General features: G+C 71.7%; 19 protein-coding genes. 9 read left to right on the top strand and 10 right to left on the bottom strand.

Going from position 1 to position 18,125, the window contains the following annotated elements; all coding sequences use genetic code 11:
• Positions 1-23: 23 nt before the first annotated feature.
• The gene (locus tag IE295_RS13795; RefSeq protein ID WP_190063888.1) at positions 24-806 is read right to left on the bottom strand and encodes a Pr6Pr family membrane protein; all 783 of its coding nucleotides are present in this window, start codon (positions 804-806) and stop codon (positions 24-26) included.
• Positions 807-844: 38 nt separating this feature from the next.
• A complete protein-coding gene (locus tag IE295_RS13800) occupies positions 845-1,771 on the bottom strand; it encodes a metallophosphoesterase (RefSeq protein ID WP_190063889.1) in 927 nt (308 codons plus the stop codon).
• Between the two features lie 141 nt (positions 1,772-1,912).
• Between IE295_RS13800 and IE295_RS13805 the strand changes: the two genes are divergently transcribed.
• Positions 1,913-2,377, top strand: a complete 465-nt coding sequence (locus tag IE295_RS13805) for a GatB/YqeY domain-containing protein (protein ID WP_190063890.1) — start codon at positions 1,913-1,915, stop codon at positions 2,375-2,377.
• Positions 2,378-2,499: 122 nt separating this feature from the next.
• On the opposite strand, the gene IE295_RS13810 is transcribed toward IE295_RS13805, so the two are convergent.
• Positions 2,500-4,713, bottom strand: a complete 2,214-nt coding sequence (locus tag IE295_RS13810; protein WP_190063891.1) for a transglycosylase domain-containing protein — start codon at positions 4,711-4,713, stop codon at positions 2,500-2,502.
• A 385-nt stretch (positions 4,714-5,098) separates the two neighbouring features.
• Between IE295_RS13810 and IE295_RS13815 the strand changes: the two genes are divergently transcribed.
• Positions 5,099-5,434 (top strand): WhiB family transcriptional regulator, encoded by a 336-nt coding sequence (locus IE295_RS13815; protein WP_189455966.1) that lies wholly within the window; start codon positions 5,099-5,101, stop codon positions 5,432-5,434.
• 202 nt (positions 5,435-5,636) lie between these two features.
• Here IE295_RS13815 and bagB read toward each other — a convergent pair whose 3' ends face one another.
• Both bagB and bagA read right to left on the bottom strand, forming a co-directional pair.
• Entirely contained in the window at positions 5,637-7,019 is a 1,383-nt protein-coding gene (gene bagB, locus IE295_RS13820; RefSeq protein WP_224323032.1) for an ATPase BagB, read from the bottom strand.
• Positions 7,020-7,048: 29 nt separating this feature from the next.
• A complete protein-coding gene (bagA, locus tag IE295_RS13825; RefSeq protein WP_190063892.1) occupies positions 7,049-8,062 on the bottom strand; it encodes an ATPase BagA in 1,014 nt (337 codons plus the stop codon).
• Between the two features lie 71 nt (positions 8,063-8,133).
• On the opposite strand from bagA, the gene sp36 reads away from it, so the two are divergent.
• The 4 genes from sp36 (at position 8,134) to IE295_RS13845 (ending at position 10,634) form a co-directional block, all read left to right on the top strand.
• Positions 8,134-8,292 (top strand): Sp36 family protein, encoded by a 159-nt coding sequence (sp36, locus tag IE295_RS13830; RefSeq protein WP_019992579.1) that lies wholly within the window; start codon positions 8,134-8,136, stop codon positions 8,290-8,292.
• On the top strand, positions 8,289-8,753 hold the full coding sequence (locus tag IE295_RS13835; RefSeq protein WP_190063893.1) for a RidA family protein: 465 nt from the start codon (positions 8,289-8,291) through the stop codon (positions 8,751-8,753). The genes sp36 and IE295_RS13835 overlap by 4 nt, the downstream gene beginning before the upstream one ends.
• 118 nt (positions 8,754-8,871) lie before the next feature.
• Entirely contained in the window at positions 8,872-9,807 is a 936-nt protein-coding gene (locus tag IE295_RS13840; RefSeq protein ID WP_224323012.1) for an NUDIX hydrolase, read from the top strand.
• Positions 9,804-10,634, top strand: a complete 831-nt coding sequence (locus tag IE295_RS13845) for an MBL fold metallo-hydrolase (RefSeq protein WP_190063894.1) — start codon at positions 9,804-9,806, stop codon at positions 10,632-10,634. The genes IE295_RS13840 and IE295_RS13845 overlap by 4 nt, the downstream gene beginning before the upstream one ends.
• Positions 10,635-10,748: 114 nt before the next feature.
• On the opposite strand, the gene IE295_RS13850 is transcribed toward IE295_RS13845, so the two are convergent.
• Positions 10,749-11,423, bottom strand: a complete 675-nt coding sequence (locus IE295_RS13850) for a Crp/Fnr family transcriptional regulator (protein ID WP_004939715.1) — start codon at positions 11,421-11,423, stop codon at positions 10,749-10,751.
• Between the two features lie 268 nt (positions 11,424-11,691).
• On the opposite strand from IE295_RS13850, the gene nth reads away from it, so the two are divergent.
• The 3 genes from nth (at position 11,692) to IE295_RS13865 (ending at position 14,595) form a co-directional block, all read left to right on the top strand.
• The gene (gene nth / locus IE295_RS13855) at positions 11,692-12,501 is read left to right on the top strand and encodes an endonuclease III (protein WP_190063895.1); all 810 of its coding nucleotides are present in this window, start codon (positions 11,692-11,694) and stop codon (positions 12,499-12,501) included.
• 125 nt (positions 12,502-12,626) lie between these two features.
• The gene (locus IE295_RS13860) at positions 12,627-13,346 is read left to right on the top strand and encodes an NUDIX hydrolase (protein ID WP_190063896.1); all 720 of its coding nucleotides are present in this window, start codon (positions 12,627-12,629) and stop codon (positions 13,344-13,346) included.
• Positions 13,347-13,395: 49 nt separating this feature from the next.
• Positions 13,396-14,595: a MarP family serine protease gene (locus tag IE295_RS13865; protein ID WP_190063897.1), complete on the top strand. Its 1,200-nt coding sequence runs from the start codon at positions 13,396-13,398 to the stop codon at positions 14,593-14,595.
• Between the two features lie 72 nt (positions 14,596-14,667).
• Here IE295_RS13865 and IE295_RS33435 read toward each other — a convergent pair whose 3' ends face one another.
• From IE295_RS33435 to nhaA, 4 genes are all read right to left on the bottom strand, one after another.
• Positions 14,668-14,874: a hypothetical protein gene (locus IE295_RS33435; protein WP_224323013.1), complete on the bottom strand. Its 207-nt coding sequence runs from the start codon at positions 14,872-14,874 to the stop codon at positions 14,668-14,670.
• 177 nt (positions 14,875-15,051) lie between these two features.
• A complete protein-coding gene (locus IE295_RS13870) occupies positions 15,052-16,059 on the bottom strand; it encodes an alpha/beta fold hydrolase (RefSeq protein ID WP_190063898.1) in 1,008 nt (335 codons plus the stop codon).
• A complete protein-coding gene (locus IE295_RS13875; protein WP_190063899.1) occupies positions 16,056-16,514 on the bottom strand; it encodes a phage holin family protein in 459 nt (152 codons plus the stop codon). Before IE295_RS13875 ends, IE295_RS13870 begins: the two co-directional genes overlap by 4 nt.
• A gap of 46 nt (positions 16,515-16,560) precedes the next feature.
• The gene (nhaA, locus tag IE295_RS13880; RefSeq protein ID WP_190063900.1) at positions 16,561-17,958 is read right to left on the bottom strand and encodes a Na+/H+ antiporter NhaA; all 1,398 of its coding nucleotides are present in this window, start codon (positions 17,956-17,958) and stop codon (positions 16,561-16,563) included.
• Positions 17,959-18,125 lie beyond the last annotated feature (167 nt).

Genomic DNA, 18,125 nt, shown 5'->3' on the forward strand with positions numbered 1-18,125 from the left:
GCAGGTTCCCGGCGCAACGAGGTCTACTTTAGCGGACCGGAGCCAGGAGGCGAAATCCGATTCCGGGAGCCGTGCGGATGGGGGCGTGCGCGGTCGAGGAGGACGAGCACGAGGGCCAGTGTGTAGAAGGCCAGGCCGAAGACGACGGCGTTGCCGAGGATGCCGGCGTAACCGTGGAGATCGACGTCCAGGAAGGGGTACGGGTAGCGGCCCTCGGTGCCCGGGTCGAGGAGGGCGCCGCGGATCAGGGCGAAGGGGAGGTAGAGGAAGGGATAGGCCAGCCACTGCCCGGCGTGGCGCAGGAGGAAGCCGCCCGGGGCGGTGAGAACGAGCCAGTCGAAGGCGGCCGCGAGCGGGGTCACGGTGTGGAGGAGGTGGTTGGCGACCGACTCGAGGGGAGTGCGCTCGCTGGTCATGGCGAAGCCGCTGGAATCGTTCGACAGGACGAAGTGGAACACGAGGCCCGTGATCGAGATGTAGAGCAGCGCGCCGCCCGTGATCCGCGGGGAGAGGGGCGGACGCCCGGTCCAGGCGCGGTGGGCGGACCAGACGCAGGCGATCGCGAGCAGGAGGTTGGACTGGACCGTGAAGTAGCCGAAGAGCCGGCCCAGGTCGTCGGACTCGATCGTGTCCAGGGCGACGCCGGTGAGCGCCGCCAGGGCCACGAGCGCGCGCCACGCCGCGGCGAAGGGGCGGCGGCCCGCAGGGGCCGCCGTGGGCGTCGGGGTCGCCGCTGGTGCCGGGGTGTCCGGTGCCTCCGGCAGGCCGGGCTGCGGGGTGGTGGTGGGGGAAGTCGGGGCGGTCATCCCCCCACCGTACGTGCGGGCCGCGGTGGCCCCGAGGGTCAGTCGCGGGCGACGAGGGTGAGGAGGGTGGCCTCCGGGGGGCAGGCGAAGCGGACCGGGGTGTAGCGGTTGGTGCCGCAGCCGGCGGAGACGTGGAGGTAGGAGCGGTTGCCGCCCGCGCGGTGGGTGGACAGGCCCTTCACCCGGTCGGTGTCGATGTCGCAGTTGGTGACCAGCGCCCCGTAGAAGGGGATGCACAGCTGGCCGCCGTGGGTGTGCCCGGCGAGGATCAGCGGGTAGCGGTCGGCGGTGAAGGCGTCGAGGACCCGCAGGTAAGGCGCGTGCACGACGGCGAGCGAGAAGTCGGCGTCCGGGCGGGGGCCGCCGGCCACGTGGGCGTAGCGGTCGCGCTTGATGTGCGGGTCGTCGAGGCCGGTGAGGGCGATCTCGATCCCGTCGATCTTGAGCGAGCCGCGCGCGTTGGTGAGGTTGACCCAGCCCGCGGCGTCGAAGCCGTCGCGCAGCTCCTCCCACGGGTTGTGGATCGCGCCGACGACGGGGGTGTTGCCGTTGAGGCCGTGCCGCCCGGTGGCCTTCTCGATCAGGTAGCGGGCGGGGTTGCGCAGCTTGGGCCCGTAGTAGTCGTTGGAGCCGAAGACGTACGCGCCGGGGAAGCGCATCAGGGGGCCGAGCGCGTCCAGCGTCACGGGCACGCCCTCGGGGTCGGAGAGGTTGTCGCCGGTGTTGATGACGAAGTCGGGGCGGAGCCCGGCCAGCGACTGCAGCCAGCGCTGCTTCTTGCGCTGCCCGCCGACCATGTGGATGTCGGAGACCTGGAGCACCCGCAGCGGCCGCATGCCGGGCGGCAGCACGGGCACGGTGACCCGCCGCAGCCGGAAGGAACGGACTTCGAAGCCGGCGGCATAGGCGAGGCCCGCCGCACCGACGGCCGTGATTCCCAGGGGTACTCCGTATCGCGCACGCATGCTGCCCATCGTCGCAGACCGGCCGGGGTGCGCCGTCACGGGCCGGGGCGGGTACGGGAGTTACGGCCGCACCGGCGCCCGCGGCGGGCGCCCGGCGGTTAATACGGGGCGCGCGCCGGGTCGGGATGCGAAGATTGCGGCATGACCACGCTGAAGTCCAAGCTCCAGGACGACCTCACGACCGCCATCAAGGCGCGCGACGAACTGCGCTCCTCCACCCTGCGCCTCACCCTCTCCGCCATCGGCTACGAGGAGACCGCCGGCAAGGCCGCTCGTGAGCTGTCGGACGACGAGGTGCAGGAGGTCATCACCCGCGAGGCCAAGAAGCGCCGCGAGGCCGCGGAGGCGTTCGACAAGGGCGGCCGCGCCGAGTCCGCGGAGCGCGAGCGGGCCGAGGGCGAGGTGCTCGCCGAGTACCTGCCGCAGCAGCTGTCGGACGAGGAGCTCAACGCCATCGTCGCCGACGCGGTGGCCGAGGCCAGGGCCGGCGGCGCGGAGGGGCCGAAGGCCATGGGAGCGGTCATGAAGATCGTGAAGCCGAAGGTCGCGAACCGCGCCGAGGGCGGCCGCGTGGCCGCCGCGGTGAAGCGCCTGATCGCGGGCTGACCGCAGGCACCGTACGCACGGAAAACGACGCGCACGCGCGCGTACGCGAAAGGGGCGCCCGGACCGTCATGGTCCGGGCGCCCCTTCGTTGTCGCGGCTGCTCGCCGAGGCCCTGCTGTCGGTTACTGCGCGTCGTCCGGCTTGTTGCCGGGCTTGGCGTTGCCCGGCTTGTTCGTACCCGGCTTGCCACCGCCGGGCTTGGCGGTGCCGTTGCCGGGCTTGCGCTGGCCGCGGCCGTTGCCGGGCTTGTTGTTGCCCTTGTCGGAGCCCTTGTCGGCGCCCGCGATCGGGATGGTGTCGAAGGACGGCGCGTCCCGGCCCGCCAGGGCGCCGTTCATGGCGTCGCGCCAGATGGGGCCGGGAGTGTCGGCACCGTAGACCTTGTCGTGGTAGACGCCGCCGATGGTGATGCCCTCCATCTCGACCTTGTCGCCGGGGCCGCCGACCCAGACCGCGCCGGCCAGGTTCGGGGTGTAGCCGACGAACCAGGCGGCCCGTCGCTCGTCGGTCGTACCGGTCTTGCCCGCGCTGTCGCGGCCGCTGAGGCCGGCCTCCTTGCCCGTGCCGTCCTCGACGACGCCCTGCAGCAGGGTGTTGACGGTGTCGGCGGTCTGCTCGGACATCGCCCGCGAGCACTTGGTCTTGGGGACGCGCAGCTTCTTGCCGTCGGGGCCCGTGGCCGTCTCGATGAGGACGGGGGTGCAGTAGGTGCCGCGGTTGGCGAACGTCGCGTAGGCGGCGGCCATGGTGAGCGGGGACATGCCGTCCGAACCGCCGAGGGTCAGGGCGGGCAGCTGGTCGAGCTTGCCGCCGGCGGCGGGCTTCACGCCCATCTTCTCGGCCATCTTGACCACCGGGCAGAGGCCGATGTCACCGACCATCTGGACGAAGTAGGTGTTGACCGACTTCGCGATCGCCTCCTTCATCCCGTAGGGGCCGATCTCGCTGCGGTTCTCGTTGTTGACCGTCTCGCCGATGCTGTTCTTCCACGGCTTGCCGCACGTCTCGACCTCCTCCGGATAGGGCATCTGGAAGGGGGAGGAGTACGTCTTGTACGGCGACACGCCCTCCTCGAGGGCGGCCGCGGCGACGATCGGCTTGAACGTCGAGCCGACCTGGAAGCCGTAGGTGGAGCCGCCCATCGCCTTGTCGGCGGAGAGGTTGATCTGCGTCTGGTACTGGCCGAAGCCGTACGGGCGCGACTGGCCCATGCCGAGCACCTTGCCGCTGCCGGGCTGGACGATCGAGATGGCGGTGGCCACCTTGTCGTCCTGGTTGACGTGATCGGTGATCGACTTCTGGACGGACTTCTGCGTCTGCGGGTCGAGGGTGGTGCGGATGGTCATGCCGCCCTCGTTCCAGCGCTTGGCGCGGGCCTCCTTCGTCTTGCCGAAGACCGGGTCGTTGAGGAAGGTCTCGCGCACGTAGTCGCAGAAGAAGCCCGCGCCGTCGACGGCGGTGATGCAGCCGCTCTTGGGCCGGCTCACGTTCAGCTTGATCGGCTTGGCCTGCTCGGCGGCGGCCTCGTCGGGCGTGATGTTCTTCAGCTCCGCCATGCGCGCCAGCACGGTGTTGCGCCGCTTGGTGGCCTCCTTGGGGGCCAGCACGGGGTTGTAGCGGCTGGGCGACTGGACGATGCCGGCCAGCAGTGCGGACTCACCGAGGGTGAGGTCCTTGGCGTGCTTGGTGAAGTAGCGCTGGGCGGCGGCCTCGACGCCGTAGGCCTGCTGCCCGAAGAAGGTGATGTTCAGATAGTTGTTGAGGATGCGCTCCTTGCCGAGTTCCTTCTCGACCTGGATCGCGTACTTCAGCTCCTTGACCTTGCGGCCGATGGTCTGCTGCGTGGCCACGGCGACCTTGTCGGGGTCGTCGCCGGCCTCCTCGACGAAGACGTTCTTGACGTACTGCTGGGTGAGGGTGGAGGCGCCTTCGGAGACGCCGCCCGACTGGGCGTTCTTGTTGACCGCGCGGAGCACGCCCTTGAGGTCGACGGCGCCGTGCTCGTAGAAGCGGGAGTCCTCGATCGCGACGATCGCCTTCCGCATGTACGGCGAGATCTCGTTCAGCGGCACCACGGTGCGGTCGCGGGAGTAGACCTTGGCTATCTCGCCGCCCTCCGAGTCGAGGATGGTGGTGCGCTGGCTGAGCGGCGGCGTCTTGAGGTTGGCGGGGATCTCGTCGAATCCCTCCACCGTCCCCTTGGCCACCAGGCCGAACGCACCGATGCCCGGCAGGGCGAGACCCGCCAGCACTACTCCCGAGAGCACGCTGACGCCAAGGAATTTCGCGGCCTGCTGGGTCGCCGTGGGACCCCTGCCGGAGCGCTTCGTAGCCATGGAGCGAAGCCTACGTTCTCATTCGGCGGACAGACGCAGGTGTGTTCGCCTACGCTGTTTCACGCCAGTCACTGCGATGCTCTCCCGCATCACCTCTGACCTCACTCTTGTGGGTGATGAGGTGTGTCCGTATTGCCGTCTGTGTCATTGCCTGCCCCTCGCGGTGCGGGTGAAACGCCCCCCTTCGGTGGGGTTGGTCCGTGATGTCGCCCGCTCACTCCGTTGGGTGATCTGCCGCGTACGCATAGTCCGTTCGGGCCATTCAAGATTGGGCCCGAAGGGGGTGTTGCCCCCTGTCCGCCTTCCGTAACGTCCTCAACTGGCAACGGTGAATATGCCGCTGCCGCCGTGGGGGAGCCTCGATTCGGGAGAGGACGGCGCCAGCATGGGCTGGGTAACCGACTGGAGTGCGCAGGCCGCCTGCCGCACGACCGATCCGGACGAACTTTTCGTTCAGGGCGCAGCACAGAACAGGGCCAAAGCGGTCTGCACCGGCTGCCCGGTGCGCACCGAGTGCCTCGCGGACGCGCTCGACAACCGCGTCGAGTTCGGAGTGTGGGGCGGCATGACCGAGCGCGAGCGCAGGGCGCTCCTGCGGCGCAGGCCGACGGTCACGTCCTGGCGCAGGCTCCTGGAGACCGCGCGGACGGAGTACGAGCGCGGTGCGGGCATCCTGCCGCTCGGCGAGCCGGAGTACGACGAGTACGCGGCGGTGGGCTAGCCGCGGGCCCTCGGGCCCGCTGAAGGCCGTCGGCGCGGCGTGCGGACGCCGCTCGCCGTAGATGCTGCTCGCCATGGACGCCGCTACGCCGTGGATGCCGCTCGTCGTGGACGCACCGGCCGGTGACCGGCGCGTCGTCAGTTCCCCTGCCGTGCCCCGGCGTCGTCGGGTCCTCGGCCGTTGTCGGGGCCTCCGTCGTGGGTCATGCCGACGGAGACATCCTCGGCTCCGGTGTCGTCGCGCCGACCTCTTCCTCGCGGCCGTCCGTTTCTTCGGCGCGGCCGCCCGTCCGTACGGCGAGACGGTCACCGATCGCCCGCAGCCCGGCCAGGTCGTGCACATCGCTGGGCAGTGCGGCCACTTCCGCCACCGGAACCTCGGGGTGCAGGGCGGTGAAGCGGTCACGCGTGCGCTGCTCGCGCGCGAGCACACGCATGCGCTCGGCGTGCAGCCGCAGCAGCCCGGCGGCGAGCCGTGCGGAGGTTTCCACTGATTCCGCTGTGACGTCCGAGGTCGTCGCTCCTGAGGACGCGGGCTGGGGGAAGCCGCTCTCGGGAGAGGACGTGTCCGTGGGAGTGACGATGCCAGGGTCGTCAGCGGTACGTGAGCCAGCCTGCCCGCTGCCACGATCCACAATGCCGGAGCCGTCAAGATTTTCTGTGTATTCGGAGGTTCCGCTGGTCAGTGCCTCGGCGGCGGCCAGCGCCCGCTCCGCCGTGAGCCGGTCCGCCCCGCTGCCGTGCACCCGGTTCAGCACCAGCCCGGCCAGGGGCATCCGCTCCGCGGCCAGCCGCTCCACGAAGTAGGCGGCCTCCCGCAGGGCGTCCCGCTCGGGCGCGGCGACGACCAGGAAGGCCGTACCCGGCGCCTGCAGCAGGCGGTAGGTGGCGTCGGCGCGGGTACGGAAGCCGCCGAACATGGTGTCCATCGCGGCGACGAAGGTCTGTACGTCGCGCAGCAGCTGGGCCCCCATCAGTTTGTTGAGCGGCCCGCTCATCACGGACATGCCGACGCCCAGGAACTTCATCCCGGCCCGTCCGCCGATCTTCGCCGGTGCCATCAGCACCTTGATGAACTTTCCGTCCAGGAAGGAGCCCAGGCGATTGGGGGCGTCCAGGAAGTCCAGCGCGGAGCGGCTCGGCGGGGTGTCCACGACGATCAGGTCCCACTCGTCGCGGGCGCGGAGCTGGCCGAGCTTCTCCATGGCCATGTACTCCTGCGTGCCGGCGAAGCCGGCCGACAGGGACTGGTAGAAGGGGTTCTCCAGGATCGCCCGGGCGCGCTCCTTGTCGGCGTGCGCCTCGACGATCTCGTCGAACGTCCGCTTCATGTCGAGCATCATGGCGTGCAGCTCGCCACCGGCGGAGCCGTCGATGCCGGGCACCCGGCGCGGGACGTTGTCGAGCTCGTCGATGCCCATGGACTGCGCGAGGCGGCGCGCCGGGTCGATGGTCAGGACGACGACCTTCCGGCCGCGCTCCGCCGCCCGTACGCCCAGGGCCGCCGCGGTCGTGGTCTTGCCGACGCCGCCGGAGCCGCAGCACACCACGATGCGGGTCCGGGGGTTGTCGAGGATCGGGTCCATGTCGAGCGGTTCCACAGCCGGATCGAGGGTCACGCGGACACTCCTTGCTCTGATCGCTCGGAGAACTGCTTCCGCAGTTCGCGGGCCATGCGGTAGAGCCCCGCGAGGTCCACGCCGTCGCCGAGCAGCCGCAGTTCGTAGGTGGGCAGGCCGAAGCGGGCCACCTCGGCGCGCTCCTGGTGCTCGAGCGCGAGCCGCTCGGTGTGCTCGCGGGCCTGCTCCAGCAGGGGGTCGACGAGCTGCTCCGCGAGACCTGTGCGCCGTGCGCCGCCCGGGGTGGTGCGCTCCAGGGCGTGTGCCAGGGCGTGCACGACGTCCGTGCGCCGGCCGTTCGCGGCGGCTTCGACGGCCGCCTCGTCGAGTATCTCGGGCCGCACCATGTTGATGACGACCCCGCCGACGGGAAGCCCGGCGGCACGCAGCTCGGCGATGCCGTCCGCCGTCTCCTGGACCGGCATCTCCTCCAGCAGCGTCACGAAGTGCACGGCCGTCTCCGGCGACTTGAGCACCCGCATGACCGCCTGCGCCTGATTGTGGATCGGCCCGATCCGGGCCAGCCCGGCGACCTCGTCGTTGACGTTGAGGAAGCGGGTGAGGCGTCCGGTGGGGGGTGCGTCCATGACGACGTAGTCGTAGGTGAAGCGTCCCGTGCGGTCCTTCCTGCGCACCGCCTCGCACGCCTTGCCGGTCAGCAGGACGTCCCGCAGACCGGGCGCGATGGTGGTCGCGAAGTCGATGGCGCCCAGCTTCTTCAGCGCCCGCCCGGCGCTGCCGAGCTTGTAGAACATGTGGAGGTAGTCCAGGAGCGCCCGTTCGGCGTCGATGGCGAGCGCGTACACCTCGCCGCCTCCCGGAGCGACGGCGATCTTCCGTTCCTCGTAGGGCAGCGCCTCGGTCTCGAAGAGCTGCGCGATGCCCTGCCGGCCTTCGACCTCGACCAGCAGGGCGCGCTTGCCCTCGGCGGCGAGGGCAAGCGCGAGGGCCGCGGCGACCGTGGTCTTGCCGGTACCGCCCTTGCCGCTGACGACATGGAGCCTGCTCATGATTTGGAGCCTAACCAGTCGCCGTGCGGGCTACGCACGAGGCTGTCGGTGGGAGGCATTACAGTCAGGCCATGACCAAGTGGGAATACGCGACCGTGCCGCTTCTGGTGCACGCGACCAAGCAGATTCTGGACACCTGGGGCGAGGACGGCTGGGAGCTCGTCCAGGTCGTCCCGGGGCCGAACAACCCCGAGCAGCTGGTGGCCTACCTCAAGCGGGAAAAGCCGTGAGTGCCGTCGAGGACAAGCTCGCCGAGCTCGGTCTGAGCCTGCCGGACGTCGTGCCGCCGCTGGCCGCGTACCAGCCGGCCGTGCGGACCGGCGCGTACGTCTACACCGCGGGCCAGCTCCCGATGGTGCAGGGTTCCATCTCGGAGACCGGCAAGGTCGGCGCCGAGGTCAGCCCGGAGACGGCCAAGGAGCTGGCCGGGATCTGCGCGCTCAACGCCCTGGCCGCCGTGAAGTCCGTCATCGGTGACCTGGACCGGATCGTGCGGGTCGTCAAGGTCGTGGGCTTCGTGGCCTCCGCCCCCGACTTCACCGGCCAGCCGGGCGTCCTCAACGGCGCCAGCGAGCTGCTCGGCGAGGTGCTGGGCGAGAAGGGCGTGCACGCCCGCTCGGCCGTGGGCGTGACGGTGCTGCCGCTGGACGCGCCGGTCGAGGTCGAGATCGTGGTGGAAGTACGGGACTGACCGTCCCGCGCCCCCGGGCCGCCCGGACGTCGTCCGGAGGCGGCCCGGGGCGGCCACGGCCGCGGCGGCCCGGCCTGGTCCCCTCGAACATCCGCGCGTGAGCGCATAGCATCCGGCCATGTCGACTGCGAACGGCCAGTGGTACCCGCCGGAGTGGCCGGACCGGATCAGAGCGCTCGCCCGCGGCGAGCTCCGGCCCGTGGCGCCCCGCCGCGCCGCCACCGTCCTTCTGCTGCGCACCGCCCGCGACGGCCTCGCCGTCCACATGCTGCGCAGGCGCGCCTCCATGGCTTTCGGTGGGGGCGCGTACGCGTATCCGGGCGGTTCGGTGGACCCGCGCGACGAACGCGACGTTCCCTGGGCGGGCCCACCGCGTACGGAGTGGGCCGGGCGGCTGGGCACCGACGCCGCGACCGCCCAGGCCATCGTCTGCGCGGCCGTCCGCGAGACCTTCGAGGAGGCGGGCGTCCTGCTGGCCGGGCCGGCCCCGGACACGGTCGTCGCCGACACCACGGGCGAGGAGTGGGAGGCCGACCGGGCCGCGCTGGTCAGCCGCGAGCTCTCGTTCGCCGACTTCCTCGACCGCCGCGGACTGCTGCTGCGCAGCGACCTGCTGGGCGCCTGGGCCCGCTGGATCACGCCCGAGTTCGAGCCGCGCCGCTACGACACCTGGTTCTTCGTGGCCGCCCTCCCCGAGGGCCAGCGCACCCGCAACGCCTCCACGGAGGCCGACCGCACGGTGTGGACCGCACCCGCCGAGGCGGCCGCGGGGTACGACCGCGGCGAGCTGCTGATGATGCCGCCGACCATCTCCACGCTGCGCTCCCTCGTCCCGTACGCCGCCGTCGGCGAGGTCCTGGCCGCTTCGGGTGAGCGGGATCTCACGCCCGTCCTCGCACAGGCCCGGCTCGACGGGGAAGAGATCGTGCTGAGCTGGCCGGGGCACGAGGAGTTCACCAAGCACATCGCCTCGCGGGCGCCGGAAGCGGCAGTGGACGACGCAGAAGCAGCAGGAGAAGCAAACTCCTCAGGACCCGCGGGAGCCGACGCATGACGAACACCACCGACCTGCCCGGACAGCCGCGCCCGGGCGCCCCCGGCGGACCGGCGACCGCCCGCGCCACCTGCGTGCTCGCCCCCAACCCGTCCGCCATGTCGCTCGACGGCACCAACACCTGGATCCTCGCCGAACCCGGCTCGGACCTCGCGGTCGTCGTCGACCCCGGACCGCTGGACGAGGCCCACCTGGCCAACGTCGTCGCCACGGCCGAGGCGGCGGGCAAGCGCGTCGCCCTGACGCTCCTCACCCACGGCCACCCCGACCACTCCGACGGCGCCGCCCGCTTCGCCGAGCTGACGGGTACGCGCGTGCGCGCGCTGGACCCCGCGCTGCGGCTGGGCGGCGAGGGGCTCGGCGTCGGCGACGTGGTGACCACCGGCGGCCTGGAGCTGCACGTCATCTCCACGCCCGGCCACACCGCCGACTCCCTGTGCTTCCACCTTCCGGCCGACGGCGCGGTCCTCACCGGGGACACGGTGCTCGGGCGCGGCACGACGGTCGTCGCCCACCCCGACGGCCGGCTCGGCGACTACCTCGACTCGCTGCGCCGGCTGCGCGCGCTCGCGGTCGACGAGGGCGTGGAGGTGCTGCTGCCGGGCCACGGTCCGGTGCTGGACGACGCCAAGGGCGTCATCGAGTACTACCTCGCCCACCGCGCCAAGCGGCTGGCCCAGGTCGAGACGGCCGTCGAGAACGGCCACCGCACGGCGGAGGACGTCGTGGCGGCCGTCTACGCGGACGTCGACCGGTCGCTGTGGCCGGCCGCGGAGCTGTCGGTGCGGGCCCAGCTGGACTACCTGGACGAGCACGGCCTGATCTGAGCGGTCCGGGCCGGGGCCGGTGCCGGGTCACGTTGTCCGGTTTCCGGCCCCGAGCGGGAACGGCGAAGGGCCCCGCCGCGCGCTGTGGCGCGTGGCGGGGCCCTTCGCGTGGCGTCAGCGGGAGCGCTTCGCGAGGCGCTCCACGTCGAGGAGGATCACGGCGCGGGCCTCCAGACGCAGCCAGCCGCGGCCGGCGAAGTCGGCGAGCGCCTTGTTGACCGTCTCCCGGGAGGCGCCGACGAGCTGGGCGAGCTCCTCCTGGGTGAGGTCGTGCACCACGTGGATGCCCTCTTCGGACTGGACGCCGAAGCGGCGCGACAGGTCCAGCAGGGCCTTGGCGACACGGCCGGGCACGTCGGAGAAGACGAGGTCCGACATCGAGTCGTTGGTGCGGCGCAGCCGGCGGGCGACGGCGCGCAGCAGGGCGGTGGCCACCTCGGGGCGGGCGTTGAGCCAGGGCTGGAGGTCGCCGTGGCCCAGGCCGAGCAGCTTGACCTCGGTGAGCGCGGTGGCGGTGGCGGTGCGCGGCCCCGGGTCGAACAGGGACAGCTCGCCGATGAGCTCGCCGGGGCCGAGGACCGCCAGCATGTTCTCGCGGCCGTCGGGGGAGGTGCGGTGAAGCTTCACCTTGCCCTCGGTCACCACGTAGAGGCGGTCGCCCGGGTCGCCTTCGTGGAACAGGGCGTCGCCCCTCGCGAGGGTGACCTCGCCCATGGAGGCGCGCAGCTCAGCGGCCTGCTCGTCATCGAGCGCCGCGAAAAGCGGGGCGCGCCGCAGAACGTCGTCCACGAGTTCTCTCCTTGTCGACATGCACAGAGGACCGTGGTCCCCATGATGCCCGTCGGTAAAACTGTGTGATCAAACACAAGTGTGGCGCATCGTCGCCCGGAGCCCTACGGCAGGGGTCCGATTGGGCTGTGGTTTTCCTGCGGTCGGGGCGGATGTCAGTGCTGGGCTTTAGTCTGGCCGGGTGTCCAATACGCCGGTGAGAGCAGAGGGCAAGGGGGCCGGGAGGGTGACGTCGACCGGTAATTCCGCTGTGGGCGAACGCGCTGAGATGAAGAGCGTAAAAGCGGCAAATAGGAAAAAATCTCCAGCGAAGCCCGAGTCGCGGACGGCGCTCGTCCGTCGCGCCCGCCGGATCAACCGCGAGCTCGCCGAGGTCTATCCGTACGCACATCCCGAGCTGGACTTCGACAGTCCGTTCCAGCTCCTCGTCGCCACGGTCCTCTCCGCCCAGACCACCGACCTGAGGGTCAACCAGACCACCCCCGCCCTCTTCGCCGCCTACCCCACCCCCGAGGACATGGCGGCCGCCGACCCGGAGAAGCTGGAGCAGCTGATCCGGCCGACCGGCTTCTTCCGCGCCAAGGCGAAGTCCCTGATCGGCCTCTCCGCCGCCCTCCGGGACCGTTTCGGCGGTGAGGTGCCCGGCCGCCTGGCGGACCTGGTCACCCTCCCCGGAGTCGGCCGCAAGACCGCCAACGTCGTGCTGGGCAACGCGTTCGGCGTGCCGGGCATAACGGTCGACACGCACTTCGGCCGGCTGGTCCGGCGCTGGAAGTGGACCGAGGCGCAGGACGCGGAGAAGGTCGAGGCGGAGATCTGCGCGCTCTTCCCGAAGAGCGAGTGGACGATGCTCTCGCACCGCGTGATCTTCCACGGCCGGCGCGTCTGCCACTCCCGCCGGCCCGCCTGCGGTGCCTGCCCGATCGCCCCGCTCTGCCCGTCCTACGGCGAGGGCGAGACCGACCCGGAGAAGGCGAAGAAGCTCCTCAAGTACGAGATGGGCGGTCAGCGGGGACAGCGGCTCAAGCCCCCGCCGGACTACCCGGGCCTGCCCGCTCGTCCCCTGGGAGCCGAGTGAGCGAGCGCACCCCGCAGGACCGCATGCCGCAGGACCGCGCGTCGGTAGACCGCGCGTCGGAACACCGCACGCTGCAGGACCGCACGACAGCCGAGGACGGCGCCGGGAAAGGCCAGGGGACACGGATGACGAGAACGTACGGCGGGGAGGCCGAGAGGGACGAGCGGGCCGGGGAGGTCGTGATCTCCTCGGACGGGCTGCCCGGGTGGCTCGAGCCGGTCGCGCGGGCCGCGCGGACCATCGAGCCGCAGCAGCTCAGCCGCTTCCTGCCGCCGGAATCGGGCGGCAGGCAGTCCGCCGTGCTCATCCTCTTCGGCGAGGGCGCCCTCGGCCCCGAGCTGCTGCTCCTCGAGCGGGCCGGCACGCTGCGCTCGCACGCCGGGCAGCCCTCCTTCCCCGGCGGTGCCCTCGACCCGGAGGACGGCGATCCGGAGGGTGACGGGCCGGTCCGGGCGGCGCTGCGCGAGGCCGAGGAGGAGACCGGGCTCGACCCGTCCGGCGTCCAGGTCTTCGGCGTGCTGCCCCGCCTCTACATCCCCGTGAGCGGCTTCGTGGTGACCCCCGTGCTCGGCTGGTGGCGCAAGCCCAGCCCGGTCGCGGCCGTCTCCGCGCAGGAGACGGCCCGGGTGTTCACCGTCCCGGTCGCCGAGCTCACCGACCCGGCGAAGCGGGCGACGACCGTGCACCCCAGCGGCCAGCGGGGCGCCGCCTTCCAGGTGGGTCCCGCGCTGGTGTGGGGTTTCACCGCCGGGGTGATCGACCGCATCCTGCACTACGCCGGATGGGAGCGGCCGTGGGACCGCGAGCGGGAGGTCCCGCTGGACTGGCGCCCCCGACCGGCATGAGACGGTGGCCCCGCGAGGCCACGACGACTGCAATGCGAGGCATCTTTCGGTGAACGTGCTGGACATCGTGCTGCTGATCGCCGCCGTGTGGTTCGCGATCATCGGCTACCGCCAGGGCTTCGTCGTCGGCGTGCTCTCGGTCATCGGTTTTCTGGGCGGCGGCCTCGCCGCCGTCTACGCGCTGCCCGTGATCTGGGCCGCCGCCACCGGCGACGCCGAGCCCGGCACGGTCGCGGCCGTCCTCGCCGTCGCCATCGTCATCGTCTGCGCCTCCGTGGGCCAGGCCGCCACCACCCACCTCGGCAACAAGCTCCGTCGCCACATCACCTGGTCCCCGGCGCGCGCCCTCGACGCCACGGGCGGCGCGCTCGTCAACGTCGTCGCCATGCTGCTGGTGGCCTGGCTGATCGGCTCGGCGCTCGCCGGTACGACCCTGCCGACGCTGGGCCGGGAGGTGCGCAGCTCCAAGGTGCTGCTCGGCGTCGCCCGGGTGATTCCGTCGCAGGCCAACACCTGGTTCGCCGACTTCAGCACCGTCCTCGCGCAGAACGGCTTCCCCCAGGTCTTCGCGCCGTTCTCCACCGAGCCCATCACGTCGGTGCCCGCGCCCGACCCCGAGCTCGCGAACAGCCCCGTCGCCGTGGCCGCCCAGCGCAGCATCGTCAAGGTCGTCGGCAGCGCCCCCGGCTGCGGCAAGGTCCTGGAGGGCACCGGCTTCGTCTTCGCGCCCAACCGGGTGATGACCAACGCGCACGTCGTCGGCGGGGTGGACGAGCCCACCGTGCAGATCGGCGGCCAGGGCAGGCTGTACGACGCCAGGGTCGTCCTCTACGACTGGAGGCGCGACATCGCCGTGCTCGACGTGCCCGCCCTGGACGCGCCCGCCCTGCCGTTCGCCGGGTCCGACGCGAACAGCGGCAAGAGCGCGATCGTCGCCGGCTTCCCCGAGAACGGTTCGTACGACGTGCGGGCCGCCCGGGTCCGCAGCCGGGTGCAGGCCAAGGGCCCGGACATCTACCACCGCGGCAACGTCCGCCGCGATGTGTACTCCCTCTACGCCACCGTGCGGCAGGGCAACTCCGGCGGCCCGCTGCTCACGCCGGACGGCGAGGTCTACGGCGTGGTCTTCGCCAAGTCCCTGGACGACCCCGACACGGGGTACGCCCTGACCGCCGACGAAGTGCGTGAGGATGCCCTGTACGGCCGTACGGCCACGGGCCGGGCCGACACCCAGGGGTGCGCTCTCTGAGCCCGTCCCGGACCGGTCAGCGGCCTCGCGCCACCCGCGGGGGCCCCGGCACCGGCGGCTGCGGCCCCGGCGTCAGCGGCTGCGGGGATGCCTCAGTCGCGCCGACACCCATCGGGCGCGACGGCGGATGATCCGCGGGATGCCGATCCGGGGGTCGGGTCCGGCCCCCGGCCGGTGATCGCCGCGCCCCGGCGCATCCGTCACAGCCACGGCGGCGTCGGCATCGCCGCGCTCCTGAGTCACGTCAGTCACGTCACGGTAGTCGTGCGTCCAGCCCATACCAGAAGCTCTGCCCGGGCCCAATGGTCGGTAATCGCCCATGGGTCCGGCAATTGGCCTATGCGCGAGGCAATTGGCTGTTCGGTGAACGGACGTTCCCGTCCGTTCACCGGTGCATCACCGCTCCGTGGTGGTGCGTCACCCGTCGTACCGTTCGAACCGGGCGCCCGGAAACGCCTACCGATCGGGTTCCGGGTCCTTCAGCCAGCTGATCAGCTCCGCCGAGAAGGCCACGGGATCCTCCTCGTGCGGGAAGTGCCCGAGGCCGTCGAAGAGCCGCCAGCGGTAGGGCGCCTCGACGTATTCGCCGGATCCCGCGGCGCTGCGCGTGCGCATCACCGGATCGAGGGATCCGTGCAGGTGGAGCGTCGGCACCCGCACCGGCCGCTTCATGCGGCGGTTGAACTGCATGCCGTCCGGGCGGGCCATGGACCGCACCATCCAGCGGTACGGCTCGATGGAGCAGTGCGCCGTGGAGGGGATCGTCATCGCCCGCCGGTAGACGTCGACGGACTCGTCGTCGGGCAGCCGCGGGCCGGACCAGTCCCGGATCAGCCGCCCCACCAGCGCCGCGTCGTCCGCGACCAGCCGGCGTTCCGGCAGCCACGGCCGCTGGAAGCCCCAGATGTGGGAGCCCGCGGCGCTCTGCTTGACGTCGGCGAGCATCGCGGAGCGCCAGCGGCGCGGGTGCGGCATCGAGGACACCGCGAGCCGGCGCACCAGCTTGGGCCGCATCACGGCGGCGGTCCAGGCGAGGTAGCCGCCCAGGTCGTGCCCGACCAGCGCGGCGTCCGGCTCGCCGAGGGAACGGATCACGCCCGTGATGTCGAGGGCGAGGTTCGCGGGGTCGTAGCCCCGGGGCGTACGGTCGCTGCCGCCCACCCCCCGCAGGTCCATCGCCACCGCCCGGAACCCGGCCTCCGCGAGCGCCGGCATCTGATGCCGCCACGTCCACCAGAACTGCGGGAAGCCGTGCAACAGCAGCACCAGCGGCCCCTCGCCCATCTCGGCGATGTGGAACCGTGCCCCGTTCGCCGCGACCTCCCGGTGCGTCCAGGGGCCGTCCGGTCGTACGACCGCGGTGGGCGAGGCCCCCGGCCCGCCCGGCGCGGTGGGCGCCGAGGGGGCCGCTGGCCGGTCGGGGTCGGGGGACGCGGGCGCTGCGGAGGTATCGGGCACCGTCATACGGACGAGCGTGTCACAGATGCGTCCGCCGGGCTCGTGTCGGCCACGGGACGCGGGTGCGGCTTGACGGTGCCGAGCACCGCCGCCGTCTCCTTGGCCGAGGCGATGCTCTTCTCGGGCTTCTTGATCTTCTTGAACTTGGCCACGGCCATCAGCCCGAGCAGCGCCGCGAGCAGCAGGTAGGCGCCACCGGTGATCAGGAACGACCAGGCGAGCCCGAGGCCGAGGTTGTGGATCCCGTACGCCGCCGCGAAGCTCAGCACCGGCAGGGAGAAGAGCGCCAGGACACCCGCGGCGGCGATGGCGCCACCGCCGATGCCCAGCCGTCGGGCGTCCTGTCGCAGCTCGGCCTTGGCCAGCGCGATCTCGTCGTGCACCAGCGCGGACAGCTCGGTGGTGGCCGCCGCCACCAGCTGGCCGAGGCTGCGGTTCGCGCCGTCGTCGGCTGCGCTCATCGGCTGCTCCCTCATCGTCATCAGCTCGGGCGTAAAGACTCTCAGATCATGCCGGACCGTCGCCCAGGGTGGTGCGCTCCGAGGCGACTTGTGCCAGTTTGCGGTGCGTGGCCGCCTTCGCCTCGTAGATGGCGGCCATGCGCAGGTGGAACTCGGGGTTGTCCTGCTCGTAGATGTCCGGGATGCCGTCCTCGTCGTCGTCGCGGTCCTCTTCCGCGCACAGCTTCTTGTACTTGTTGTCGCGCAGTTTGAGGAGTGTGGACGCGAGAATGGCGGCGATCAGGGAGCCCACGAGCACGGCGGCCTTGATCTCTTCGACCAGGAGCGGGTCGTCGCCGAACGCGAGCTCACCGATCAGCAGGGACACCGTGAAGCCGATGCCGGCCAGCGAGGCCACGGCCAGGACGTCCGGCCACTTCAGGTCCGGGTTCAGCTCCGCCCTGGTGAAGCGGGCCGCCGCCCAGGTGCCGCCGAACACCCCCACCGCCTTGCCCACGACCAGTCCCAGGACGACGCCGAGCGTCTCCGGCCGGGTGAAGACGTCCGACAGCGCACCGCCGGTGACGGCCACGCCCGCCGAGAACAGCGCGAACAGCGGCACTGCCAGGCCCGCCGACAGGGGGCGCACGAGGTGCTCGATGTGCTCGCCGGGGGAGCGCTCCTCGGCGTCGCGCCGGGTGCAGCGCAGCATGAGCCCCATGGCGACGCCCGCGATCGTCGCGTGGACGCCGCTGTTGTACATCAGCGCCCAGTTGACGACCGCCAGCGGCACGTAGACGTACCAGCCGCGCACCCCCTTGCGCAGCAGCAGCCAGAAGACGACCAGGCCCAGCACGGCGAAGCCGAGGGCGGCGAAGTTCAGCGTCGAGGTGAAGAACACCGCGATGATCAGGATCGCGAAGAGGTCGTCGACGACCGCCAGGGTCAGCAGGAACGCGCGCAGTGCCGAGGGCAGGGCGGTGCCGATGACGGCGAGCACGGCGAGCGCGAAGGCGATGTCGGTGGCGGTGGGCACGGCCCAGCCGGCGAGTGAGCCGCCGCCGCTCGAGGCGACGGTGAAGTAGACGAGGGCCGGTGCGGCCATGCCGCAGAGCGCGGCGACGACCGGGAGGATCGCGGCCTTGGGGTCGCGCAGCTCGCCGGCTACCAGCTCGCGCTTGAGCTCGATGCCCGCGACGAAGAAGAAGACGGCGAGCATGCCGTCGGCGGCCCAGTGCTGCACGGAGAGGTCCAGGCCGAGGGCGGCCGGTCCGAAGTGGAAGGAGCGCACGGCCTCGTAGCTGGCGCGCACGGGGGTGTTCGCCCAGATCAGCGCGGCAACGGCGGCGACGAGCAGCAGCACGCCGCCGACGGTCTCGGTGCGCAGCGCGTCCGCGAGGTAGTTCCGTTCGGGCAGCGGAAGCCTGCCGAGGAAGACGGAGCGACGGTTCTTGGGCGCGGCCACGGCGGTGGACCTCCTGCGGGTCGGCGTCGACTGAAAACACGTGGGTACACGTGTGTTGTGTGCCGACCAGACTTCCCGGCGCGCCTTTGATTCTTGTCGCGATATTGACGCGACAAGTACTTACCTTAGCCGGAACGGGTGAAGGGCACCCGGCGAGCTGCCGGGTG

Origin of the sequence: Streptomyces griseocarneus (assembly GCF_014655595.1) — a bacterium.
GTDB lineage: Bacteria > Actinomycetota > Actinomycetes > Streptomycetales > Streptomycetaceae > Streptomyces > Streptomyces griseocarneus.